The following is a 24,151-nucleotide window of genomic DNA, read 5'->3' as shown; positions in this document are numbered from 1 at the left end:
GGCGCCCAGGAGTGGAAATGGCCGGCCATCAGCCCTGGGGAGAATCTGGGGAGTTTCGAATGGCATGCGGATCTCCCTGCCTCCCCAGCAGCCCGTCAATGGCCGTCCGGCCCTTGCTTCCGGCCTCCGGCATGAAGTGAGCATAGTAACCGAGGGTGATTGCTGGCGAGGAGTGCCCGAGCCACCGAGCCACGGTCACGACGGACTCTCCCGCCTCCAGCATGATGGAGGCGTAGGTGTGCCGCAGCACATGAAAGCCGTCCTTCGGCGCCGCCTCCCACTGCCACTTCTTCGCCCCCTCGGCGCGCGGCGGGATAATCCCGGCTTTGGCCAACGCGGGCTTCCACGTGTAGGTGTTCCACGTGTTCACCGCGATCGCGTTGCCGAACCGCGTGGTCAGCAACAGGGAGAACTTCCTCGGCTGCCCCTCCGGCTTCCCCCATGGAAGCTCCACCTCCACCGGCGGAAACGCTTCGACATGACGCTTGAGCTCCTCGGCCACCGAGGGGGGCATATCGACGACACGAGTCTTCTTCCCCTTCGGCAAGGCAAAGTACAGCCTCCCCTTGATCGCCTGGACTTGGCGGCGGACATGGAGGACACCTCTCGCGTAGTCGATGTCCTCCGGGCTCACCCCGCACACCTCGCCCTGGCGGAGTCCGCACCCCAGACCGAGGACGACGGTTATCCGGTTGCGCGGGCTGATGACGTCACGGACTCGCAGCGCTGTCCCCAGCAGCCAAGCCTCACGGCGCTCCTGAGTCGCCTTGGGCCACCGCACGGACTTCGCGTGCATCGGGTTGCTCGCGAGCCGCTTGTCGTCGACGGCCGCCTCCAGAATGGAGGAGAGCTCGGACAGGATGCCGCGCTGGTAGTCGACCGAGGAGACGGTTGACTCCAACGTGGCTATGTACGCGCGCAGATCCGCCGCCGTGATGTTCCTCAGGGGCAGTCGGCCCAGGTGCGGAATGATGTGCAGGCGCGCTCTCCGCTCCTGATTGTCCTGGGTCTTCGGAACACCGCCCCTGCCGGGCGCCCAGTGCATCGCGATGTAGTCCGCCAGCGTGATGGATCCGTCGCGCGGGTCAACGAACTCGCCGCGCTCCTCGTCTGTAGCCGCCCGCCGAAGCCACGCCTTGGCATCCTCCAGGACGTCGAAGGATCGGTCCCGAACGCCAGGTATGCCGGCGACCTTGTACCGCTTCCCCTTGCCGTAGCGAGCGGTCTTCTCTCTTTGCCCGGTTACCGGGTCCTTCTTCTTTATCCAGCGGTCTTCTATGTAGCCGGCCAGGTGGAGCTCCTTTTCCGAGGGGGTGCAGGGTGCGCGACGGCGTTTGGCGGGTCAGGCGACGGGGCGGCTGCGTTGCTCCGGCGCTCCGCTCAGCGGGTTCAGCGCCGGGTTGGAGCGGGAATCCGCCTGCTCCTGTTCACGAATCCAGGCATCGAGGGCTTCCCGCCGGTACATGACACGGCCACGAGGGCCCATACGGAAGCTCGGCGGTCCCTGCCGACGATGGCGCCAGACATAGAGGGTGTGGGGTGAGAGGCCGAGGTAATCGGCGGCGTCCTTCACAGTCAGGAAGGCCGTGCGTACGACTGCGGAGGAAGCAGTGGGGCTAGCAAGGGTCGTGCAGGCATCGGAGGTTCTCTGTGAGGTACGGGAGAGGGGAGCCCGGCTGGGCGGAAACCGGTGCTCCGCCCAGCCGTTGCCTGTCGTGAGGCAGGGAAGAATCGCGGACAAGCCGCGACTCGGAGTACCGCTACGGACGTCGCGCGGTCGGAGTCGGCTCGCTCGGCAGGTCAGGAAGGGCCAGGGCAGCTTCGAGTCGATCCCAAGGGATTTCGTCCCGTGTCGGCTTGCGAAGGCAGTACGCGAAGCGTTCGGCGAGACGAGGAGCCCTCATTCCGGCGCATTCGGCCACCGCAAGGATGTGCGCTGCCGTCTGGTCACCGTTCTTCAGCCACGCCGCGATGCATGCGTCACGAAGAGCCGAAACATGCCTACCGAGCGGCGAGTTGAGTTCATGCGCTTGCAGAACCGCCGCCCGCGTTTGCCGCCAAGTCTTCCGGTAGACCTAGGCGGTCAGCGGTCGTCCGTTGTCGAGAACGAACATCGCGTCATCAGGGCGGAGATCGCGCCGGATGGTCTCCTCCTTCAAGATCGCCGTCAACTCGCGGCAGACGGGAACACGCCGTACGGCGCCCGCGCGGTCCAAATCCTTCTCGCGGCGGTCTTGTGCCTGCGGGTGGACCAGAAGCCAACCGGCGCCGTCTTCTGCGAGTTCCACGTCTCGAACGCGCAGCGCCAGGGCTTCCTCCGGGTGCAGTGCCGCGAGAGCGATGGAGGCCAGGAAGGCCCGTAGAACGAGGCCGCTCTGTGGCTGTTGGGGTCCCGGTAGTTCTCGCCGAAAAAACAACGCTAAGCCGTGGGACAGCCCCTGATCTGGGCTGATCTCGGGGAAGCGGCGCGGTGACCATGGGCGGCTCGGTAGCGTCGCCGCCATGCTGAGTGCCGACGAGCCGTCGCTGAACGACCTGAACGACGAGCAGATCCAGAAGCTCCTGGGCGAGGTCGCCCCGAAGGTGAAGGAGCTGATGGAGGGGGTCACCCTCGCGATCGACTACTACAAGGAGGGCGGCTACGACCGGGAGACATGGAACCGGATCTGCGACGGGCTCGCGCACGAGGCGATGAACCTGATGATGGCGCTGTCCGCTCCAGCCCACCCGTATCTGGCCCGGGACTGCGAGCGGGCCGTACGGGAGGCTGCGGGCATCACGCCGCGCGAGGGCGGGATGCGCGAGGCGCTTCAGCAGCAGGTCGCCATGGGGCTGCTGATGACCGTGGTCACGGTCGGCCAGCAGATGATGGTCGAGCCCGAGGAGTGGCCGGACGACCTTCCGGCCGCGGTGCTCGGCGCGGTGCGGTCCTCGAAGCGGATCAAGGCCGATCCGACCATGGCGAACCTGCGCGATCAGGGAGCGGGCCCCGTGTGACGGGCGCCGGAGAGTACCTCAACCCCCGTTCTGCTGGCGCCAGTTCGGGGGTTTCCGTCTGCCCGTTCGGCCTGGCCGGGTACCGGTGGTGCCGTCCGCGTTGATCGAGTGGGTGGGAGGGGCCGATGGCCACGCGGGTGTTCTCGGATGAGGAACTGGAGGGCTTACGGTCCTTCCCGGCGATCGGCAAGGACGAGCTGATCCGCTATTTCACCCTCACCCCGGCCGACGAGGCGTTCCTGCGGAAGTTCCGCCGGTCCCAGAATGTTTTGGGCGCCGCCGTGCAGTTGTCCACGCTGCCCTGGCTGGGCTTCGTCCCCGACGACGTGCCCGCCGCTCCGCCCGCGGCGGTTGGCCGGCTGGCCCGCCAGCTCGGGCTCGCCGTGGCCGATCTGGCGGGCTACGGCGAGCGGGAGCAGACCCGTACCGACCATCTGCGCCAGGTCGCCGAGTTCCTGTCGTGGAAGCCGGCGAAGGTGCTGGAGCTCAAGGAGCTGGATGAGTTCCTGCTGGCGCGGGCGATGGAGCACGACTCCCCGTCGCTGCTGTTCCGGCTGGGGTGCGAGTACCTGCGTGCGGCGAAGGTGATCCGGCCGGGTGTCGTCTCGCTGCTGGAGAAGGTTGCCACCGCCCGCGAGGCCGCCGAGCGGGAGACCCACGCCCGTGTGGCCCATCTGTTGGCCCCCGAGCGGGCCCGCGGTCTGGACGGGCTGCTGGTCGTCGATCCGAAGCTGCGGTCCTCGCGGCTGCACTGGCTGGGCACTGGACCGGTGCAGGCGTCGCCCAACAGCGTGGGTGGCGAGGTCGACAAGCTGAGGTTCCTGCGCGGCCTGGACGCCGACACGCTCGACCTGTCCGCGCTGCCCGCCGAACGCCGCCGCCACCTCGCCCAGATCGGGCGTCGGCTGACCGCGCAGGCCCTGGTGCGGCGCGAGCCGAACCGGCGCCATCCGATCCTGCTCACGCTGCTGGCGCAGTCCGCGGTCGACGTCCTCGACTCCGTGGTGCAGCTGTTCGACCAGACGCTGTCGGGTTCGGAGTCCCGGGCCCGAATCAAGCTGCGCGACGAGCTCGCCGAGCGGGCCAAGCTGTCGGAGGGACGGCTCGCGCTGCTGGACGAGATCCTGCCCGTCCTCGCGGACGTCGGCATCGCGGACGAGGAGGTCGGCGCGCTGCTGCGCGAGAAGATCGGCATGGACCGCATCCGTGCCGCCCACGCCGGCGCCACCATCAGGTTGCCGAAAGACCATGGGCACCTGGCGCTGCTAGCCGGCTCCTACAGCTACATACGGCAGTTCGCGCCGAAGGTGCTGGAGGTGGTGCGGTTCGCCGGCGGCACGGACGCGAAGCCGCTGATCGAGGCGCTCACGATCCTGCGGGAGCTGAACGCCACCGGCGCCCGCAACGTCCCCGACGGCGCCCCGACTGTGTTCGTGCCGTCCCGGTGGCAGGGCTACCTCGATTAGGCCGCGGCGAAGGGGGATGCGACCGCCTACCGGCACTACTGGGAGCTGTGCACGCTGCTGAGCCTGCGCGACGGGCTGCGCTCGGGCGACGTGTACGTGCCCGGTTCGCGCCGCTACGACAACCCGGCCGCCTACCTGTTCAAGCCCGCCCAGTGGGAGGCGCACCGCGCGGAGTTCTGCCGCCTGGTCGGCAAGAGCCCCGACTTCTCGGAGGCTCTGCCGCTGGTGATGGACGAACTCGACGAGGCCCTTACCGACCTGGAGAGCACGCTCCAGCGCGGCGACGGGCCCGTGCGGCTAAACGATGACGGGGAGCTGGTCATCTCCCCGCTGACGGCGGAGGACATCCCGTCCGAGGCCGAGGAGCTGCATGCGGAGCTGGAGCGGATGCTGCCGAATGTGCCGATCGCCTCGCTGCTGGTGGAGATGGACCGGCACACCGGTTTCCTGGACTGCTTCACCCATGCCGGCGGCAAGCAGGCCCGTTCCCCGCAGCTGAAGAGGAACCTGATCGCCTGTCTGATCGGGCTCTCGACGAATCTCGGGCTGCACGGGATGGCCGCGTCCTGCGGTATCCCCTACGACGTGCTGGCGTGGACGGCGGAGTGGTACATCCGGGAGGAGACGCTGCGCGAAGCGAACATCTGCCTGGTCAACTACCACCACCAGCTGCCGGTGACGGCCATGTTCGGCTCCGGCACCCTGTCCTCCTCGGACGGGCAGCGGTTCCCCACACGCGGAAAGTCGATCACCGCCCGGCACCTGAACAAGTACTTCGTCTCGGAGGGCATCTCCACCTACACCCACGTCTCCGACCAGCACTCCACCTTCGGCACCAAGGTCATCGTGGCCACGCACCGCGAGGCCCACTACGTGCTGGACGAGATCCTGGGCAACGCCACCGACCTGCCGATCACCGAGCACGCCACCGACACGCACGGCGTCACCCTGGTCAACTTCGGCCTCTTCGACCTGGTAGGCAAACAGCTCTCCCCGCGCATCCGCGACCTGGGCAAGATCACCCTGTACCGGATGGGCGCCAAGGCCGACTACGAGGAGCGGTTCCCGACCGCGGGGCCGCTGCTGACGAAGAAGGCCAACCTCGACCTGGTCGCCGACCACTGGGACGACCTGCTGCGTCTCGCCGGGTCGCTGAAGTACGGCCAGGCCACCGCCTCCCTGATCGTCGGCAAGCTCTCCGCCTCCTCCCGGCAGAACGCCCTGGCCGCCGCGCTCAAGGAGTACGGGGCGATCCGCAGAACGATCTACGCGGCCAAGTACCTGTCGGACGAGGGCTACCGGCGCAAGATCGCCCGCCAACTGAACAAGGGCGAGTCCCTGCACGCCCTGCGCCGCCAGCTCCACTACGCCCGTGAAGGCAAAGTCACCCGCCGTCAGCCCGAGCAGCAGAACGAGCAGGCATGGTGCCTGACCGTCGTGACCAACAGCGTGGTCTGCTGGCACACGGAGTACATGGGCCTGGCCGTCGGCGAACTGCGCGGCGCCAGCCGCGAGGTGGACGCCGAGGTCCTGGCGCACATCTCCCCGGCCCGCAGCTCGGTGGTCAACTACTACGGCTCGATCACCGTCGACTACGAGCACGAACTCGCACAGCTCGACGAGAAGGGACACAGGCCGCTGCGGACCGCAGGCACGGACGATCCCGGAGCCGGGCTGGGGTCCGAGTAGGAACGGACCAGGAAACCGGTGTTGCTGTCAGAAGTTTTGACAGGCCGTGATCGGCCGAATCCCTTCGATCCGAAGGCGCCGGTGACCAGCGGAACGGCGGAGGCCTTCGGCATCTCCCAAGTTGGAAGCCCCTTGGATTTGAAGCCCGGATGGCTTGCTGCGGGCCTTTGGTCACCAGGGCGTTGAGAACGATCCTCGTGAGGTCGGGTCAGTTCTGTGCGTGCGGATCGTCCTCAGCAGGTACGAAAACCCAGCCCATGGATTCCATGGTCTCCGTCTCCCACATCTCGAAGAGCAGCGGCAGGTCTGTCGAACGCCGGGCGGGATCGCCGATCCAGCGGATCAGGTCACTCGCGGCCGGGCGGCCGCTGTCGCAGCCCTCGCACAGTTCCAGCAGCACGCCCGGCGCCGGCGCTCTCCAGTGCAGCAGCAGCTTCCGTGTGCACCGCGAGCACGGCACCGGTATCTCCTTCTCGCGGCGCCCGCCGACTACGCCGTCCATGCCTGCGAATTCCTCGTCCGTCACCGAGTCGAGGTGCCCGTCGATGTTGGGCGTGCGCCAGAAGGAACCGTCGGGACGGACGAAGTAGCGCCACTCGAAAGACATAGCAGTTCTCCTTTGGGACAGGTTGGTGCAATGCGCCACGATGTGCCCGTTCCTGGATCACCGTCAAGCGCCGCACACCTTCAGACCGGCCGTTACTGGTGGGCTCGCCTATTCAACTGTCGCCAGTTCTCCGTGAAGCCTGGTCTGCTGGTGACCGTAGGCGACAGCGATGGTGATGCCGGATGCGGCGACGGACGGGCCCCGCCTGCCTGAACTGGCGGCGCCCGGTTCCGTCTTGTGACTACAGGGCGATGTACTCGCGGATCTTGCCGCGCACCATCGGGCGAGGGCTGTCGACGTTGAAGGGCAACGTCGGGAACATCTGCCTCACCTCTGCCGGGGACAGCGCCGGGCCCACCGGCAGCGCGACCTTCCCCTCTTCTTCACGCCACTCGCCGTCCTCGATTTCCCGCACCCGTGCCACCTTTCCCTCAACGACATACACGACCGCACGCAGGGTCTCGCGCTTGTCCTGGGCAACGGCGAACCACTCGCTGTCGGCTCTGAGCTGGGCCGCGCTGTCCTCTCCCTGGCCGGTCTCTCCGAAGAGACGTCCCTTGTCGTCGACCTTCTCTGTGTTCGTGCCGCGGTAGACCACCATGACGATGCCGCTGGTGCCGCGCTCGCGCTGCCGAACGGTCTTCGGGTCCAGCCCGAGCAACTCGGCGGCCTCGGTGACTCCGCTGGCAGCGCTGACGATGGCGCGCATGACCTCGGCCTGCTCCTCCCGCAGCGCTGCTTGCCGAGTCTCGATCTCCCGCAGTTGGCCCAACAGATTTCGCATACGACCTCCCCTTGATGGCGCGGAGCTTCCTCCGTGTCATCAAGGGTGAAGGATGCAGTCCACCCTGTCAATGATGCGGATTGCGCTGGACGTCATTCTGGGCCCGGGGGCATGAGTGACACTGGGCTCGTCGCCCGGCGGCGAGCTGCTACGGAGGGTGATCCGCCAGTACGTGGCGGACGGCTCGGAGTGGCCTTCAGTACTGGGTACAGCCATTAGCGCTAAGCAGTTGATCTTGGGCATGCGTGTCCGGCCGACGGGTTGGTAAAGAAGCCAGTTTGGGCCTGTAGGGCCCTTCACGGACTAGGCTGGGTGGGCCGTCCCGGGTGACCTCCCCCGTGCCACCCGGGACGATTTTCGCGTGTCCTGGTCAGCGAGGACTCCAGGACAGATCGGCGCGTTGCCGCTTCGGGCGGAGGCGCCCGGAGCGTGATCAGTCCCTAAAGGGGATCGGGGGCAGTTCCCACTCGGTGCCTGTCGGTGACTCGTCGCGCCATTGCTGGACCCGCTGGAAGGTGATCCGCAGGATCTGGCCTGCGTCCCTTTGGCTGAAGTGCCGCAGCAGGGTTCTCACGGTCAGTGCCGTCGCCGACCGCCGCGCTTCCTCTGCGGCTTCCGCGGAACGCTGTGCGGCGCCCAGCGTCCGCAGGGACTCCCACACGTCCGCGGGCAGCTCCTGGAGGAGGAGGCGGACGGTGAAGGCGTCCGCCTCGCGACCGAGTTCCTGCGCGATCTGCTGGCGGACGTTGCGCTCGGCGGCCGTCAGGCTCTTCGCCTGGGTCTGCACCTGCGGCAGGTCGGGCACCTCCAGGACCCAGCGTTCCGCGCTGCGCCGGGCCGTCACCTGGTAGGTGTCGGTGATCTGGGTCGCGAGCTGCGCCAGCAGCCGCTTGCGCGCCATGCCGTCGCTGACCCTGGTGCCGTGCCGGTTGCGGAGGCTGCCCACGGCGTTGTGGCGGGGGCGCTCGGCGAGGATCGCGGTGAGCTCGGCCTGCTCCGCGGCCTCACGCGTGTCGAACCAGTCGACCTCCCTCGTGGCGACCTGGGGCCACCACGTGTCGCGCTTGTCTCGGGCGTGCTGGGCCCAGCGGCTGCGCGGATCGACGGCTATGCCCACGTAGAGCAGGGTGTCCGCGGTGTCGTACAGGCGGTACAAGGCGGTACGGCCGGGCTCGCCGGGCGTGTCAGGGGGTTTCACGGCCTTTCCCTACCATGCGGCACTGACAGCCGTTCCTTCGACCCGGCTTCGTACGACGAGCTCGCTCTGCTTCCCAGGCTGGCCCTGTGTGGTGGGGTGCCGTTAACGAGCGGCGAACCAGGTGACAAGTAACCCGCTAGTAGCTTTCAGATCGAAGATCGGCCCCCTCGCCGGGACGTAGCGAGGGGGCTGAGTGGTGTGTGCTGGTGTTCAGGCCGCGGCCGGTTCCGGCTCGGGGTCGGTGGGGGCGGGGACCGCGAACTGGAGGCGGCTGTCCACAGCGACTTGAGCAAAGACGCCGCACACTCCCCCCCTCGGCGGCGTGTCCGATTCACCCAAAAGCCCTGCGCCGCCCTTGTAGCCCACCCGAATTCGCTGGGTGTGTCTCGCGCAGCGCGCGCTACATCGCGACGGGGTCTCGGGAGTGGACGAGTACCAGCGACGCAGGTCTGGCGTGTTAGCCGATCGCGGTGCAGATGGCGTAGACAGTACTTGGCACGTTCACCTGATAGTTGTTGGCCGCTGTGGGATCCAGCACAACTGACCATGTGTCGTATGCCCCGCCGATGCCGGATTGCGTGGGGGCGGATTTCCGCACGTAGTCACGCTTGGCCGGGTCTCCCTGGAAGGGAAGCTGGTAACCGCCACCTGTCAGGACCGTCCCGGACGGGCACTTGGCGCTGCCCGCAAGGTTGTCGATCTGGCCGGTCACGATCGTGGTCGTCAGCTTCGGTGCCGCAGCACAGGTTGTCGCGCCGCTCTGGCTGATGGACTTCAGAGCTGTCGTGCAGCTCCCTATCGTCTTTCGCTGGAGCGAGGACGAGTCCAGCCCGTCGAGAGAGTCCGAGTTCAGGCGGGTGACCTTGGTTGAAGAGGACACCGCGAGAGGCGGAGTACCCGTCTTTGAGCTCAGGCTCAGGGCCGTGCCGTTGCTGTTCGACAAGCTGGTGACGGTAGTCGCCGCGTTGGAGCGGCCGAGGACGAAGGTTCCACCTGTCGCAGCCGCAGCCGTCCCGGTGCCGGCCACAAACAACGCGAGGTAGGCCACGATTGTGGCATGTCTGGGGCGGTGAATGCGGATTTTCATGGAGGCTCCCGGCTCTCTGCATCGACGCGGTCTGATATTCAAGCACCGTTGGCCTCGATTCCTCAGCGGGTCCGGCGCCTGACCGGTCTGGTGGTTCGCCCTTATGCGGAACGGGAACCCTCCCCGGCTCCGAGCAGCAGGAACACGCGGTTCAGGGAGGCAGGCCCCCCGTCCCCGGTCGGAGACCCGGTAGCACGGCCTCCCGCCGACCCTCGCGGCCTCCTCCCTCCCAGGGCGCTCCTAGAATCCGCACACAACCAGCAAAGGGGTGGGGATGGGACACGAGCAACAGCAGGGCCTCGACACGCCTGCCAGACCAGAGGAACAGCAGCACCGAGCCATGCTGCGGATCGCGCTCACCGCCGCAGCGATCGTTGTAGTCATGGGGGCCGGAATAGCCATCGGATTCGCGGCAGCCGGTACTGACGGAGACGGCACCGATACGGCGCTGGACTACGCCCGCCGCGCCTGCAAGGGCATCAACCTCGACTCGCCGGGCAGGGCAGCCGACAGCCAGGAGGATGCCGCTAACCAGGCGCGGTTGTGGAGCCAGTCCGCGGACGACGCCGCTCGCGCCGCACGTCTGGATCCCGCCTGGAACGAACTCGCTCGCGCCACCGACGCCCAATACCGTGCATGGAACCTCAGCGCCCAGGGCGCCGACCAGACTGAAATCGATGCAGCACTAGCCCAGATAACCACCCATCCCTATGAACCCGAGTGCCGAAAGGCACTGGTCCGCTGACGGCCCACGTCGACCCGTGGCTGCAGCACCGGAAGGCTGCCGCAAGCCTGAAGAGCGGTCCCTGTCGCCCCGCCACCACGAGGCCCGGGCGCTGCGGCAGGGGTTGGGCGCCCGGACCGCCTGCCGCGCGGCGTGAGTCAAGCCGTTCGCTGCTGGGCCTGGCGCTTACGGAACTGACGCTCCGCCCACCAGCGGTCCACGCGGTACCACTTGGGTTCGTACCCGAGGTCATGGCGGGCCACGTCCAGGAACGCCCCCTGCGCGGCGACGAACGCTCTATACGCCGCATCGAACTCGCCCTTGGGCGTGTCGAGGCCCGGCATGGCCCGCGCCGCAGTCTCCGCGGCCTCGATCACGTACGCGGGTGCGCAGAGTCGCACGCCGTTCACCGCGCAGGCAAGCTCGTTGCCGGACTCAGTGAGCCTGGGGAGCAGCTCGGCTAGAAACGGCTCCGCTGCCTTCCCGGCTTCCTCCCTCATCTTGTAGAACCAGGTGGCGTTCAGGCCGACATGCGTCAACGCGTCGAGTAGACGGCGGTACGCCTGGGCGCGGTCCTCCGAGCTGCCTGTCCTTGCCACGCCGACGGGCCGGTAACGGCTCAGTGCAGAGCTTATGACCTTGCTTCCGGCACGCACGCCTTGGCTGACGATCGGATCCATCCGATGGGCATACCACAGGAAGCAGCGCGTGCAGGGGCAGACCCGTCTCGGAAGGCAAACGGGGTGGCGCCGAGGTGAGCCCAGAAGCCGCCAATAGTTGATCTTGGAGACGTCAGCCCTTCCGCCGGGCGGCGGGGTCGCGTTCGGCGACGTGCCGGGCGACCGCGTCGACGCCGGGGCGGGCATACCGCTCCAGGGAGCGGACGGAGACGTGGCGGGAACGGGCCAGCAGCATCGGGGTGGAGGTGCCGCCCTCGGCATCGTGCGTGAGCGCACTGTGGCGGAGCCGGTGCAACGTCCAGCCGTCCAGGTCCTCGATGTCGTCGGGCGAGGCGAGCGGGTTGGCCAGCAGCCGGGTGTTCTCCTCGAAGATCTCCTCAGCCCGGCGGTAGGACAGCCTCGCGCGGCCTGCACCGCCTATGCGTGGTCGACCAGTCCGCTTCCCGATGGACTCCGGCTCCTGCTCGACGGGCGCGGCATCGAGATCGACGACTGACTGTGGGGTGCCAAGGCGGGCCCGATGCCCCGAGTGGATCGGGCATCATCGACCGCATGTCCTACTGGCGCTTCAACTCCGAACGGCTCCGCGAAGCCCGCACGGCCCGTGGATGGTCCCTCGCGGAACTGGCCCGGCGCTCCGGTCTGCGCCCTCCGGCCCTGTCTGCGATCGAGACCCGACGGGATCCATGCCGAGAACGCTCTGCCCGTGCGATAGCCGCGGCTCTCGAACTGCCGCTGCAAGACGTCGCCGCCCCGTACAAACGGTCCCAGCCGCGGCAGCTCCCAGTGGAGACGTGGCCCACGGCAGAGGACTTCCGGCGTCTGGAGGAGCAGTGTGCTGTCGTCGGCGCGTTCGGGTTCCACCTTGCCGAGAAGGCCGGAGCGGCGGCGAGCGATGACGAAGTCAGCGCATTCCTGATGGCAGACGCCAAGGTGCTCGTGCGCCTCTTCGCTGACGCCCGGACCCGGGGCGTGGTGCCGGCCATTGTCGACTTCACCGCGCTGCATGACTACCAGGGCGCCGAGTGGCACTCCGCTTCCACGAGGTTGACGCCCGATCGCCGCCGCGCGCTGGTCGACATCTTCTGCGGCTTCAACCTCGATGTGGGCACGCTGAGCCATGAGCCGGGCGTGCGGGCCGCTGCCGTGGCGGTCGCTGACTGGTTGGGGGGTCACTAACCCTCCGTACGGTGAAGCGAGAACTTTCGTGTGTGCCGGATGCGGAGGTGTCAGCCGCGATGTTCTTCCGTGGCCGCCTCGTTGGGCACGTCCGTGAGGCGGGCGATGGCCTGCGAGAAGGCGGCGCGGGGCTGGGGCGCGATCTCGTAGGCGACGGCCCGGTGCCGGTGGGGGTCGGCCGGGTCGTACACCGCGGTGATGGGCTCCGGAATGCTCTTCGGCCACCAGCCCTCGCGTACGCCGCGGCGCAGGGCGAAGCCGTGGGCGGTGCGGCAGCCGCGCACCGAGATGAGCCGGGTACGCAGGTCGGCGACGGTGGCCGAACCGGCGTCGGTGACCAGCGCGGCGAACAGGCGGGCGCCGGCGGGCAGCACGGTCAGGTACCGCTCGGCACGCTCGGCCGTCCACACCTCCTCGCCGGTGTCGTCGGCGGTGTCCGCGCCGTACGGGCCGAAGGGCCCGATACTTTCCGGGCCGGTGCCGATCTGAGGGGCGCCGCCCTTCTGCCGGTGTGCTCCGCCGATCATTCGCCCGCCCCTGCTCCGAGGACCTGGTGCTGAAGGCGGTCCCTCAGTTCGGGGTCGGTGCCGCTGCCGGGCCGGTGACCCGGGCGCCAACCGGTCGCCGGGGACCGATGACCTCCGCCTCGGTCCGCGCGTCCTGCTCCTCGGCCTCGGCGAGGGCCCGGTAGACCGAGGCGACCGAGGGCGACTGTCCAGCGTTCTTGCCGGTCTTGATGGTCAGCTTGCCCGCGATCTCCGGGACGGGGACGCCCTTCGCCTTCAGCGCGAGGGCGAAGGTGAGCATGTCGTCGTCGATGACCTTCGGGCGTCCGCCGTGGTTGCCCTTCGCGGCGGCGCTCACCTGGCCCTCCAGGGTCTTCTCGCGGATGTAGTTGCGGTCTAGCTGGGCGGCGACGGCCAGGACGGCGAAGAACATGGCGCCCATGCCGTTGGGGTCGTGGATGCCGGTGAGCGGGCCGGTGAGGAGTTCGAGCTGCACGCCGGCGGCCTGGAGCTGGGCGGACAGCATCATCAGCTCGGCGGCGTTGCGCGCGAGGCGCTTGAGCTCGTGGACGGTGAGGATGACCTCCGTCTCGGGGGCGGCCTCCTTGATGTCGTACGCCAGCTTCAGCGCCTTCTCCAGCTCGGGGCGCACCTTCACCCGGGTGGAGATCTTCTCGGAGAAGATCCGCTTGCAGACCGGTCCGAGGGCGTCGAGCTGGGACTGGAGTTCCTGCTGGGCGGTCGAGCAGCGGGCGTACCCGATCCGGATCGCCTGCGCGGCCGGCGCCGCCTCGGCCGCCTCGACCGGCGGGCCCTGCGTCCACGGACGGCCGGGACCCCGGTCCTCGGGGACGAGGACTTCGAGTTCCTCGCGCAGCGCGGGGACGAGGATGAAGCGGGGGGTGTGGTACTTGGTCGCGGTCTTCCCGCCGCGGGTGCGGCAGGTACTGCCCGCCGGGACCTCGCACTTCGGACAGTCGTTCCGTTCTACCGCATCTGCGACTTGATCGGGCGTCAGATCCATCCCGGCAGTCTGTCAGAACTGCTTCGCAGAACCTCTTGGTTTTGAGAGGTCTTTTGCGAATGGCGACCTGCGGAAACGTGATCACCGGAGGCCGCTCTCAGAACTCGCACAGATGGTCATTTGTGAGAGTTCGAGGGCGGGTTGCAGTTCGTCAGATCTGTCGTGCAGATCTGATTGACGGATCTGCACGATAGATCCATGCTTTAGATCTGATTAGCTCCCGCCTCGGGGGCCTTGGAGAAGTGGGAAGAGGCATGAGCAAGCAGACTTTGACGACGATTCAGATCGCGGGTGCGCTGTGCGTCCAGCGGGGCACGCGCATGCTTCAGGCGTTCGCCGATGCCTTCACGGTGTCGCAGCACCAAGAGGTCGACGTCTTCGACCCGGACAGCGGCGAGGGATACCAGCGGGCGCCTGTCACGGCCCGTGTCCGCAAGGCCGCCCGGTACTACGACGAGAAGAAGGGGCGGATGCCGAACCCCCTGCTCGTCAACATCCGCAAGATCGACGTGGATGAGGAGCGGGTGGTCGTCGTGGTGGACGGCGATCAGGCGGGATACGAGAACGCGGTACTCGAAGGCGGCAACTGGATCGGTACCGGCCGTATCGAGTTCACCGACGACGTGTCGCTGTGGATCTACGACGGCCAGCACCGGGCGGGTGGCCTGAACCAACTGCTCGGTGAGCAGGAGCACTTCGAGGACTTCCCCGTTCCGATCAGCCTCACCCTGGGCCTCGACCCGGGAGAGGAGATGCGGGAGTTCTACGAGGTCAACACCAACGCCGCCAGCGTCAAGACCGACCTCGCCTGGCAGTTGCTGACCAAGATGGCAGAGGACGACCCCGAACTGCGGGAGATGCTCGCCGCCGAGGACAAGGACTGGATCACCCGCGCCTACGCCGTTGTGGACGAGCTGGAGAAGCTGGACGGCCCCTGGCAGGGCCGGTTCCAGGAGGCCAACCGCCGCAAGACACGGGGCGACGGTGTGACCATTCCCAAACCGCAGTTCGCCCGTTCCCTCAAGCCGGTGCTCGACATGCCGTCATTCAAGCGCGCCGATGCCTCGATCGTGGCGGCCGTTCTCAACGCCTACTGGGCGGGGATCAAGCAGGTCATGCCGGAGCCCTTCGACGAGGCGCAGGACTTCGTCCTCCAGAAGGGCAGCGGTGCTGTCGCACTGCACCGCGTGCTGCCGCAGGTGATCGAAGTGGTCCGCAGCAACGGAGGAGGGCTCGGCCGGCCCGACGAGTACGCGAAGGTCATGAAGGACCTGCCCACTCTGGAAGGCGAGTCTGTCGACAACGACGGCCTGCTGTCGACCCGCTCGGGTGCCGACTTCTGGCGGGTGGGCTCGGTCGCCTCCGGGTTCAGCGGTGACGCCGGCAGGAGGCGGCTGAGCCTGCTCATCCAGAGCCGTCTGCCCTCACCGGCGGAGACCATCCAGCTGTGACATGAGGTCGGCGGCAGCCTGCGGGCGGCCGCCGACCTCATCCCCGCGGGGCTCGACCAGCGTGCTTGCCGCGCGGTCGAGCCCCGCGGGGAGTCTGGCGGTGGGAGACTGCGGCGGTGTCGGGATTCGCGAGGGATACGAAGTACTACGGCGACCGCTTGGTGTACGAGCCGCTTCAGAGCAAGTGGGACCGCTACCACGCCACGCACTGCGGGTGCGGCCAGGACCTCACCGCGCACGCCGTCCCGGCCGGGTTCACCGTGATCCCCCGGGGCACGTCCGGCTACTACGGGCTGGTCGGCCCCGGCCTGACCGAGGGCGTGGACGAGTCGGCGCTGACGGCGAACGCGCTGTGGGAAGCGGTCACCGGCAAGCCCGGCGCCCAGACCTGGTACGAGAGCGTGCACGTCACCTGCCGCAGCCCGGAGGCCGAGGCGAGGCGGAAGGCGGAGAACGAGCGGGTCTACGGCCCGCGGCGGGAGCAGGCCGCGAAGGCGAAGACGGAGCCGGCCACCGCCGCGCAGCTGAAGTACCTCGCCACTCTGCGGAGAAGGCGGACCGGGAGCGGTTCGACGCCGCGTTCGCCGAGGCGGTCAAGGGCACCGGGATCACGCCGCGTGTCCCCAGCGAGCGGACCGCGACGGCTGCGAACCGGCTGACCAAGGCGGCGGCCCGCACGCTGATCAGCGCCCTGGCCGACGGCTGAGCCTGCCGCTACCGCGCGGCCGGACCATGATCAACGGCTTAGCGTTGTTTTTTCGGCGAGAACTACCGGGACCCCCTGTTCGGCGACCCAGTCCAGGATCGCGAAGCACTGCCGATCGGTAAGGTGAAACGTTTCTTCGCTAACAACTGCAGCCACGGGATGGCTCCTTGGGGTGAGTCGTGGGGATAGACACGGCCGTCCGGTCATCACTGCGAATCGCACAGCGACCGGACTTCTCCAATGGTCCGGAGAATCGCCGGTTTGGGTAACCGGCGATCCCGTGCTATGTTGCGCCGCTCACGCACACACTCTTCCGCGAGCTGATCTAGGTTCGCTTGCCTCGCCGCACGTTTCCAGTCCCTGCCGGGATCAATGTGTCTGCCGTCGGCGAACCACCATGCTGACGCCGGAATCACCAGGGTCCGTCCATCGAGCACTCAGCCCTGAACGAGCTTAAGCACCGGAATGGAGCAGGTGTCTTCTAAGCGCCTGCTCTATCTCCTCACCCTGAACATGGCGCTTATCGTGCATGCTCGAACACGGCCCCGAACTTGATGAATTTTTCGACTGTTCGTGGTCGCGAGCTCCGCCAGCGCGGTGCGCAGCGGTCCACCTCCGCGTCGACGGGAAGCATAATGTGGATGCCAGCGTCGAGGCACGCGAGGTCGTCCTTACCGTCAACGCGGGAGTGATCCGTCCATCCGGACGGTGACATTGATCCGGGGCGCGTCCTTCCCGCCGACGCGGGGGTGTTCCGTTCGACGAGCTCGGCCGGTACGTCATGGGCGAGCCCTTCCCGCCGATGCGGGAGTGTTCCGTAGCCCGGGTTGCGGTGCCGGCGGTTCACCGCGTGGTCCCCGCCGACACGGGAGTGTTCCGTTGTGCCGCGTGAGCACCCCACCCTGCGGTCCGTCCTTCCCGCCGACGCGGGGGTCTTCCGTTGCACTCACGAAAGCCCGAGGCTAGTACTCGACGATGACCGGCGATCCGTTCTCATCCAGGCCGAGCGAGTCGATCCGGCCCCCGTGTACGGGCCCAGTGCTGTACTCGCTCGCCAGGAACCGGACGCCCAGTAGCGTCTCCATGTGCGCCTCGACGATGCCCTGCACATCGGCCTCGACCTCAGCAAGACGCGGCGTGACCTCGGTCACGCCGCTTCTCGTTGTGTCCGTACGAAACAACTTCAAGTTGACCACCCCCCGTTTCCGCGTAGGGGATCGACAACGTCGAGCGGGCCAAGATTTGTTTCCGCAACGGCCACCAAGCCTGCGAAGAACGTGTGCCGGACGGTCGCGCGGTGAGTCAGTGAACCGTCGCGCAGAGACACAGCACCCCCGCATACCAGCGGGCCACACAGACATCCAGCACGAATCCAGCACGGTAAAAATCAAGGGGCTATTCCCCGGAAAATCTTAATCAGATTTGGCGATCCTTGCTTCTGCGTCAAACAATTGGCGAGCGTTGTTGAGTTGGTGCAGCTTTTTTCGAATCGATTCGGCACCGGAGTGACCGTGGTGCTCTGCGATTCCCATGCCCTCAGTCCATGCTGCGCGGGCCTCGTCCGGATGGCCGGCACAGAGATAGGTGTCTCCGAGACTTTCGAGTGTGTCCACTATGAACCAAGTTGTGCCACCGTGCTTCCGGTGGAGGCTGAGGGAATTGCGGAAGCTGACCACGGCTTCGTCGAACTCGCCCAGGTGGTGGTGTGCGTGCCCGATACTGTCCCACGTCCCCGCCGCGTTGGTGACATCACCAACTTCCAGGTGCAAGGGTAGTGCCTGTCGGCAGAAATCAAGTGCTTGTTGGTTTTGTCCCAGCCTTGAGTGGTACCACCCGACGGAACCAAGGGCGGCTGCTAGCGTTCTTCGGCTGTTATTGTTTCCAATGTCGTGGGCCTGAGATATCTCAAGGGATCGCTGGGCCGCGTTCAGGGCCGCGTCCAGATCGTCTTGCTGCTCCGCAACCCAGGCCAAGGTGATATAGAAACCGGGGCGGGTGCTAATCTCGCCCGACTCAGTGAGCATAGCGATGGCCCGTTCAGCGTGGGTCCGTGCCACGTCGTAGCGGCCCTGTCCTGACGCTGCCACGGCTAGACCCTGATGAGCGTCGGCTTGGGCTTCGTGGTCGCCCAGCCGACGCGCCGCATCCATACCGGCCAGCCGAACAGCTTCCAAGTCGTCCCAGAGGCCACGCTGGTACAGGTGGTTGGCGATTGCCCAGGCAAGTTGCCAGGCATGAACGTCGAACCGATGTTTGGCTGCATCGTCGATAGCTGCGATCAGGATGGCCTGCTCAGCGGCAAACCAGGCCACTGCGTCTGCGGCGTTTCCGGCAAAATCCTCGGGGCGCACGCCCTCAGCGGCAGGCATCAGGGTGATTGGTGCCCGCGCAAGGTTGATCAGTGTGGATGCCTGATGGGCGGTGTGTAGGTAGTGGTCGAGCATCCTGTTTCGGGCAGCCTGGGTCTGCTGCGAGGACTCGGCAGTCTCTGCGAGTTCAGTGGCGTAGGCGCGTAGCAGGTCGTGGGAGGCGAAACGGCCCGGAGTAACTTCATCTATAAGGTGGGCCTGAGTGAGCTCCGACAACAACTTCCTTGTATGGGAGGCAGAATGGCCCGCGAGGCTGCTGATGGCGGGTTGGGTGATGTCGGGGCCGGGGTGCAGGGCGAGCAGCCGGAACAGGCGGGCGGCATCTGGCGTGAGGGCGTGGTACGACCAGGAGAAGACAGCACGCACATTGGCCGCGTCGTCTCCGTCGTGGAACGCGTCCAGACGGTCGGCGTTGTGGTGTAGTTCGGCCGCTATCGCTGCCAGCGGAAAGGCAGGCCGGCCCATTGCGCGGGCAGCAATAACGGCCAGGGCTAGAGGTAGGCGTGCGCATCGGGTGATGATCTCCTCGACTGCGGCCGGCTCAGCTTCGACGCGCTGCTGTCCAAGACGGCAGATCAGAAGCGCACGAGCTTCTGGTGTGGAGAGCACGTCGAGGTACACAGGGTGAGCGCCGTCCGTGGCCACCAGCCCTGAGAGTCGGTTGCGGCTGGTAACGATAGCCAGACTGCCCGGCGCCCCCGGCAGCAGAGGCCTCACCTGTGCCGCATCGCGGGCATTGTCGAGGAGGAGGAGTACCCGCTTACCTGTCAGCAGGGTACGGTAGCGAGCTGCGAGCGCGTCGGTACCCTGTGGCACGGTACTTGCATCGACACCCAGTGAGTCAAGGATCGTCCGCAACGCATGCTCCGGTGACACTGGTTGACCGGCAGGGTCGAAACCTCGCAGATTCAAATACAGTTGACCGTCCGGAAAATGGTCAGCAACGTGTCGCGCCCAGCGCACCGCGAAAGTTGTTTTACCCACTCCCGCCATGCCTGCGATAGCGCTTACTACCACGGTACCAGCCAAAGGTAACCGGGCTACCTCCGCTAGTTCAGCATCTCGACCAACAAAAACCGGAAGGTCAGCCGGTAGCTGGGTCGGGATCGAGACTTCTAGGAGGCGCTCGGGTTCTGCTGGCGTAGACGAGGCAACAAGCCCCGCATCGGCACGCAAAATGCGCTGATACATCACCTGCAGCGCCTGGCCAGGGTCGACCCCCAGTTCTTCTGCCAACAGACTCTGCACTTCACGGTAGGTCTCAAGAGCTGCCGCCTGCCTCCCCGACCGGTAAAGAGCAAGCATCAGTAATTCCCGAAACCGCTCGTCCAGCGGGTGCTCGGCGACCAGCCCGGTGAGCTCGGCAACTGCTTTTTCATGGGCGCCGAGGTCGAGCTCGAGTGTGAGGCGGGTCGCCTCGGCGAACAGCCGTAACTCACCGAGCTGCTGCCGCTGACTTTGCATGGACTCAACTCGAACACCGGCCAGTGGCGTCCCCTGCCACAACCCGATCGCATCTCGCAGATACTCCACTGCGTTTTCGACGTCTCCCGCACGCCGCGCATTGCCAGCTTGGTCCAGTAAGGCACGAAAAGCACCGAGGTCCAGATTGTCCCGTGAAGTGGACAGCTGGTAGCCGCCCCCGGCGAGACGGATCACGGATGATGCGGCGTTCGAGGAGGGCTCCAGCGCTTTCCTCAATCCATGGATGTACATCCGAAGAATCCCGGGCGCGGAAGCCGGGGGGCTGGTTCCCCAAACCGCGTCGGCAAGCTCACCGATTGACACCTGTGAACCCTCTGCCAGCAGCAGCGCCCCGAGCACGGCCCGCTGTTGAGGCGGCCCGAGCTCGACTTCGTTCGAACCACGCCACGCCCTCACTTCGCCCAGTATCGCGAACCTTAGTGGCTCTCCCAACGGTCCTCCTCTGAAAAATGGGTACCAAAGATGACAGGCTCATCAAAATGTCCAGCCGACAACGTAGTTAATCGGGACTTTAGACTACTGAGGATTAACCTCGCACTTTCACGAAGCGAGCTGTCCGACCAGTGATCAAGAAAGCAGAGAGTGCCTCTGAACAGCGAGAATGAGGATTGCTGAGGTCTTTGTTCCTGCCACTGTCGGAGGCGCTTCCCAGGTGAACAAGCGTATCGAGTCCTACCTCCACGTCCGCTACACCCCGCAGCGGTTGCAAGTTCCGGGATCGCGCAGATCGTCCGCGCCCAGAGCGAGTTGACGTGGCAACAGCACAGGTACGAGACCGGTGATCATCAGGGTGTCTACGCCAGCTGATCACATCGAGATCCCGTGCCTGTCGTTCGCGGCCACACCGATTTCGCCGGCCGCGGCACCGGGTCGGCGCCGCGGCCGGCGATCGTGGTGGACGGCAAGGCGCTGTCCGGCTTCGGGCACCGACAGCAGCGCCACCGGCACCTGTTGTCCGCCGTCGCCCACGCCCCCACCGTCACCCTGGCCCAGCGGAAGCCGACTCGTGATGGCTCTGCCGAGACCGGAGCTGCTACGACTGCTCGACCGCGAGCAGGTTGTTCACGTCGTCAGTCCGAACCGGCGTTGAAGGCACCTTACGCACGCCGAGAGCGCAGGGGCGCGGGGTTGGGCCGGCGGTAGGGGGAACCGATCACCTTGCCTGGAGATTTCTGGATCATTGAGCGTTTTCAGAGTGGTCACTGATCGGGTGACGGCGACGAGGCCGCAACGCACGAGGCACCCGTGCCGTTGAGGGAGGTGTTCGAAGTCTCAACTCGTCAGCGCAGGTGCCTCGTTGGTCTGCTTTCCTGCCGCACTCGACCTGACTCATGCGATGGTCGAGTGAGTCTCAATGATGGTGTCAAGCCGATTGGGGGGCTGGTGGGGTGGGCGTGAAGTGCCTCTTGTCACGGAGTGTGGCCCAGAGGACGTCGACTCGGCGGCGAGCGAGGGCGAGTAGTGCCTGGGTGTGGATCAGTCCTTCGGCGCGCTTTTTGAGGTAGTAGTCCCGGGACGGGGATGGCGTCCCGCCGAGTGGTGTAGTTACCGGTCGAGTCGATTCGGTTTCTGTTGTGGTGGGAGCTGGTGGTCGTCCGCGGCCGGTTGCGGTGTGAGGAGTTCGGCCATGGAGGCTTCGGAGAGGTAGCGGCGGTCGAAGACCTGCCATTCGTCGTGGAGTTCGGCTAGGACCGCGGCGGCGAGCCGTTCCAGCGCGGCAGGGTTGGGGAAGACCTGGACCACGTCGGCCCGTCGTTTGATCTCCCGGTTCAGCCGTTCCAGAGGATTGGTGGACCAGATCTTCTTCCAGTGGGCCGACGGGAAGTCCGCGAAGGCGGTGATGTCGACTGCGGCGTCCAGCAGCATCGCCTTGACCTGCGGGAACTGGCGTCCGAGCATGTCGGCGACCACGTCCAGCTGGGTGCGGACCGCCTCACCGGTCGTCTGCGCGAAGATGGTGCGGATGGTCGCGGCGACCATCTCTCCCGAACCCCTTTCGATCACGCTGAAGACGTCCCGCACGAAGTGAACCCGGCACCTTTGCCAGGCCGCGCCAAGGAAGACGGTGCGGATCGCGGCCACCAGACCGCTGTGGCTGTCGGAGATGACCAGTTGGACGTTGTCCAGGCCCCGGGCCCGTAACGAGCGCAGGAACTTCGTCCAGAACGGCTTCGACTCGCTGTCGCCGACCATCAGCCCGAGGATCTCGCGATGGCCAGTGACGGAGATCCCGGTCGCGATGACCACCGCCTGGGAGACGATCCGGTGGTTGACCCGGGCCTTGCAGTAGGTGGCGTCCAGGAACACGTAGGGGAAGACGGTGTGATCCAGCGGCCGTTCCTTGAACGCCGTCAGTTCGGCGTCGAGCTCGCCGCAGATCCTCGACACCTCCGACTTCGAGATGCCGCTGTCCGCGCCCAGGGCTTTGACCAGGTCATCGACCGACCGCGTCGAGACCCCGTGCACGTATGCCTCCATCACCACGGCGAACAGCGCCCGGTCGATGCGCCGGCGCCGTTCCAACAGCGAGGGGAAGAACGACCCGGTCCGCACTTTCGGGATCTTCAGATCGAGGTCGCCGGCCTGGGTGGTCAGCAGCCTCTCCCGGTGACCGTTACGCCACGTCGTGCGCTGGTCGGAGTGCTCGCGCGGGGCGGCACCAATGGTCTCGGTGGCCTCGGCCTCGATGAGCTCCTGCAGGATGCGTTCGCACAGCACCCTGATCGTCTCAACTCCGTCGGCCGTACGTAGTGACTCCAGCAGCCGCATCAGGTCAGACTGGGACAAGGCCATCGTGTGCTCCTCCGGTCGAACTGCCCGTTCACCAGGGAGACTTGCGCGATGGCCTGCCCTTGTTCAGGGAGCATTCACCGACTGCGGATGCACGCCCCGGGCAGACGCCCGCGCCTTCACGACCCTCGACCGACTACACCACTTCGCGGGACACCATCGGGACGGGCCGGGGCGCATCATGGCGGTTTGGGCGGCCATGTAGAAGACGTGTCGCATGCGGCGGTGGTAGCGCTTGGGCCGGTGGTGGTTGCCGGTCCGGCGGCCGGAGTCGCGCGGCACCGGGGCCAGTCCCGCGTGAGCGGCCAGCCGGCCGGCGTCTGCGTAGCTGGACAGGTCTCCGACGATGGCGAGAAACTCGGCCCCGAGGACGGGCCCCATACCCGGCAGCGATTCGATGACTTCGGCGCGCTCGTCGAGGCGGAACGCCTCGCGGATCTCCCGGTCGGTGTCTTTGATCCATTCGTCGAGCATGAGGAGCTGGTGGGCGAGGTCGCTCACGAGTTTGGCGGCTCGCTTTTCGCCCGGCAGAGCTGTCACCTGGGATTGGGCAGCTTCGAGCGCACGGGCGGCGACCTCGTCTGCACCACGGACCGCACGTCGTGCCAGCCAGTCCGCGAGCTGCCTGACGCCGGCTCGCTGCAGGGCGGCCGGGGTCTGGTACTCGGTCAGCATGACGACCGGTCCCTTGGCCGCTGAGTAGTCGAAGGCCCGCTCCAGAGCAGGGCAGATGCCGACCAGGGCATCGCGCAGGCGGTTGATCAGTCGCACCCGGTCGGCGATCAGATCGGCTCGATGTGCGGTGAGCAACTGGAGATCAGCCACGGACTCGTTCGGCAGATTCAGGAGGGTGAAGTCCCGACGCATACGCGCGGTGTCGGCGATGACCAGGGCGTCCTTGGCGTCGGTCTTCCCTTCGCCGCGGTAGGCGCCGGACATGCGGTTGACCGTACGGCCAGGCACGTACACCACGCTCTGGCCGTTGGCGATTAACAGTGCAAGCAGCAACGTCGAGGCCCGGCCGCAGATGTCGACCGCCCATCGAACTCGTCAGCCATCTCGCACGCTGCCACGATCAGGTCCAGGATCTCGTCCTCACCATTGACGACCTTCCTCGAGAGCACCTTTTCTCCGGTGGCGTTGACTCCGACAGCCCAGTGATGCGCCTTACCAGCGTCGATGCCAACCCAGACCTGCTCATGACGTTCCGTCACCGCCGTCGCTCCGTTCCCCAGCAAGCAGCACCTTCAGGGTCCGGGAACGCTCCGCCGCCCAGCCCTTAACCAGCGATGACCGCAGTTCTCAATCAGCGGCCGGAGCGTCCCGGAGAACCGGGCAGCCACTCACTCGGAGCCATCAACGGCAGGTCACCATCAGCTACACCCAGTCCTCCCGGACCGTCACCATTC

The 24,151-nt window shown here is 66.7% G+C and carries 20 protein-coding genes and 4 pseudogenes; 7 read left to right on the top strand and 17 right to left on the bottom strand.

Annotation, left to right across the window (positions count from 1 at the left end; genetic code table 11):
* Positions 1 to 28: 28 nt before the first annotated feature.
* The 3 genes from SSP29_RS45505 to SSP29_RS52720 all read right to left on the bottom strand — a co-directional run bounded on the left by SSP29_RS45505 (position 29) and on the right by SSP29_RS52720 (position 2,288).
* The gene (locus SSP29_RS45505; RefSeq protein ID WP_150136202.1) at positions 29 to 1,045 is read right to left on the bottom strand and encodes a tyrosine-type recombinase/integrase; all 1,017 of its coding nucleotides are present in this window, start codon (positions 1,043 to 1,045) and stop codon (positions 29 to 31) included.
* 297 nt (positions 1,046 to 1,342) lie between these two features.
* Positions 1,343 to 1,573 (bottom strand): helix-turn-helix transcriptional regulator, encoded by a 231-nt coding sequence (locus SSP29_RS57735; protein WP_245883541.1) that lies wholly within the window; start codon positions 1,571 to 1,573, stop codon positions 1,343 to 1,345.
* Between the two features lie 502 nt (positions 1,574 to 2,075).
* Entirely contained in the window at positions 2,076 to 2,288 is a 213-nt protein-coding gene (locus SSP29_RS52720) for a hypothetical protein (RefSeq protein ID WP_145969040.1), read from the bottom strand.
* Between the two features lie 214 nt (positions 2,289 to 2,502).
* Between SSP29_RS52720 and SSP29_RS45490 the strand changes: the two genes are divergently transcribed.
* From SSP29_RS45490 to SSP29_RS59440, 3 genes and pseudogenes are all read left to right on the top strand, one after another.
* Positions 2,503 to 2,997 (top strand): hypothetical protein, encoded by a 495-nt coding sequence (locus tag SSP29_RS45490; RefSeq protein ID WP_089106868.1) that lies wholly within the window; start codon positions 2,503 to 2,505, stop codon positions 2,995 to 2,997.
* 125 nt (positions 2,998 to 3,122) lie between these two features.
* Entirely contained in the window at positions 3,123 to 4,463 is a 1,341-nt protein-coding gene (locus tag SSP29_RS59445) for a DUF4158 domain-containing protein (RefSeq protein WP_150136201.1), read from the top strand.
* Between the two features lie 27 nt (positions 4,464 to 4,490).
* A pseudogene (locus SSP29_RS59440) lies at positions 4,491 to 6,152 on the top strand (Tn3 family transposase); the annotation flags it as partial.
* Between the two features lie 208 nt (positions 6,153 to 6,360).
* Here the strand turns inward: SSP29_RS59440 and SSP29_RS45480 are convergent.
* From SSP29_RS45480 to SSP29_RS52715, 4 genes are all read right to left on the bottom strand, one after another.
* On the bottom strand, positions 6,361 to 6,759 hold the full coding sequence (locus SSP29_RS45480; RefSeq protein ID WP_089106867.1) for a DUF6300 family protein: 399 nt from the start codon (positions 6,757 to 6,759) through the stop codon (positions 6,361 to 6,363).
* 241 nt (positions 6,760 to 7,000) lie between these two features.
* The gene (locus tag SSP29_RS45475) at positions 7,001 to 7,468 is read right to left on the bottom strand and encodes a hypothetical protein (RefSeq protein ID WP_145969039.1); all 468 of its coding nucleotides are present in this window, start codon (positions 7,466 to 7,468) and stop codon (positions 7,001 to 7,003) included.
* A gap of 508 nt (positions 7,469 to 7,976) precedes the next feature.
* Entirely contained in the window at positions 7,977 to 8,741 is a 765-nt protein-coding gene (locus SSP29_RS45470; protein ID WP_089106865.1) for a GIY-YIG nuclease family protein, read from the bottom strand.
* Between the two features lie 457 nt (positions 8,742 to 9,198).
* Positions 9,199 to 9,828 (bottom strand): hypothetical protein, encoded by a 630-nt coding sequence (locus tag SSP29_RS52715; RefSeq protein WP_145969038.1) that lies wholly within the window; start codon positions 9,826 to 9,828, stop codon positions 9,199 to 9,201.
* 274 nt (positions 9,829 to 10,102) lie between these two features.
* Between SSP29_RS52715 and SSP29_RS45460 the strand changes: the two genes are divergently transcribed.
* A complete protein-coding gene (locus SSP29_RS45460; protein WP_145969037.1) occupies positions 10,103 to 10,573 on the top strand; it encodes a hypothetical protein in 471 nt (156 codons plus the stop codon).
* A 137-nt stretch (positions 10,574 to 10,710) separates the two neighbouring features.
* Here SSP29_RS45460 and SSP29_RS59435 read toward each other — a convergent pair whose 3' ends face one another.
* Positions 10,711 to 11,232 carry a hypothetical protein gene (locus SSP29_RS59435; protein ID WP_150136199.1) on the bottom strand — a complete coding sequence of 174 codons (522 nt, stop codon included), beginning with the start codon at positions 11,230 to 11,232 and terminating at the stop codon, positions 10,711 to 10,713.
* A gap of 112 nt (positions 11,233 to 11,344) precedes the next feature.
* Positions 11,345 to 11,527: a site-specific integrase gene (locus SSP29_RS59430; RefSeq protein ID WP_089106861.1), complete on the bottom strand. Its 183-nt coding sequence runs from the start codon at positions 11,525 to 11,527 to the stop codon at positions 11,345 to 11,347.
* A 257-nt stretch (positions 11,528 to 11,784) separates the two neighbouring features.
* On the opposite strand from SSP29_RS59430, the gene SSP29_RS45440 reads away from it, so the two are divergent.
* Entirely contained in the window at positions 11,785 to 12,411 is a 627-nt protein-coding gene (locus SSP29_RS45440; RefSeq protein ID WP_089106859.1) for a helix-turn-helix domain-containing protein, read from the top strand.
* A gap of 50 nt (positions 12,412 to 12,461) precedes the next feature.
* On the opposite strand, the gene SSP29_RS45435 is transcribed toward SSP29_RS45440, so the two are convergent.
* Together SSP29_RS45435 and SSP29_RS45430 are read right to left on the bottom strand one after the other, a co-directional pair.
* Positions 12,462 to 12,938 carry a hypothetical protein gene (locus SSP29_RS45435; protein ID WP_089106858.1) on the bottom strand — a complete coding sequence of 159 codons (477 nt, stop codon included), beginning with the start codon at positions 12,936 to 12,938 and terminating at the stop codon, positions 12,462 to 12,464.
* Positions 12,939 to 12,981: 43 nt separating this feature from the next.
* Positions 12,982 to 13,941: a recombinase family protein gene (locus SSP29_RS45430; RefSeq protein WP_150136198.1), complete on the bottom strand. Its 960-nt coding sequence runs from the start codon at positions 13,939 to 13,941 to the stop codon at positions 12,982 to 12,984.
* Positions 13,942 to 14,195: 254 nt separating this feature from the next.
* Here SSP29_RS45430 and SSP29_RS45425 point away from each other — a divergent pair, with 254 nt between their 5' ends.
* Positions 14,196 to 15,392 (top strand): DGQHR domain-containing protein, encoded by a 1,197-nt coding sequence (locus SSP29_RS45425; RefSeq protein WP_089106857.1) that lies wholly within the window; start codon positions 14,196 to 14,198, stop codon positions 15,390 to 15,392.
* Positions 15,393 to 15,508: 116 nt separating this feature from the next.
* Positions 15,509 to 16,051 carry a hypothetical protein gene (locus tag SSP29_RS60620; RefSeq protein WP_150136197.1) on the top strand — a complete coding sequence of 181 codons (543 nt, stop codon included), beginning with the start codon at positions 15,509 to 15,511 and terminating at the stop codon, positions 16,049 to 16,051.
* A gap of 1,012 nt (positions 16,052 to 17,063) precedes the next feature.
* Here SSP29_RS60620 and SSP29_RS45415 read toward each other — a convergent pair.
* From SSP29_RS45415 to SSP29_RS45400, 6 genes and pseudogenes are all read right to left on the bottom strand, one after another.
* Positions 17,064 to 17,294 (bottom strand): annotated as a pseudogene (locus SSP29_RS45415) (DUF5655 domain-containing protein); the annotation flags it as partial.
* A gap of 216 nt (positions 17,295 to 17,510) precedes the next feature.
* Positions 17,511 to 20,348: an AfsR/SARP family transcriptional regulator gene (locus tag SSP29_RS45410; protein ID WP_245883540.1), complete on the bottom strand. Its 2,838-nt coding sequence runs from the start codon at positions 20,346 to 20,348 to the stop codon at positions 17,511 to 17,513.
* Between the two features lie 411 nt (positions 20,349 to 20,759).
* Positions 20,760 to 20,921 carry a hypothetical protein gene (locus SSP29_RS58945; protein WP_167450161.1) on the bottom strand — a complete coding sequence of 54 codons (162 nt, stop codon included), beginning with the start codon at positions 20,919 to 20,921 and terminating at the stop codon, positions 20,760 to 20,762.
* Positions 20,922 to 21,315: 394 nt separating this feature from the next.
* Positions 21,316 to 21,471 (bottom strand): annotated as a pseudogene (locus SSP29_RS57715) (IS110 family transposase); the annotation flags it as partial.
* 26 nt (positions 21,472 to 21,497) lie between these two features.
* On the bottom strand, positions 21,498 to 22,745 hold the full coding sequence (locus tag SSP29_RS45405; protein ID WP_089106855.1) for an IS256 family transposase: 1,248 nt from the start codon (positions 22,743 to 22,745) through the stop codon (positions 21,498 to 21,500).
* A 156-nt stretch (positions 22,746 to 22,901) separates the two neighbouring features.
* Positions 22,902 to 23,956, bottom strand: a pseudogene (locus tag SSP29_RS45400) (IS110 family RNA-guided transposase); the annotation flags it as partial.
* Positions 23,957 to 24,151 lie beyond the last annotated feature (195 nt).

Source organism: Streptomyces hyaluromycini, from assembly GCF_002217755.1.
GTDB classification, from domain to species: Bacteria; Actinomycetota; Actinomycetes; order Streptomycetales; family Streptomycetaceae; genus Streptomyces; species Streptomyces hyaluromycini.
This window is presented reverse-complemented; position numbering and strand designations above follow the sequence as displayed.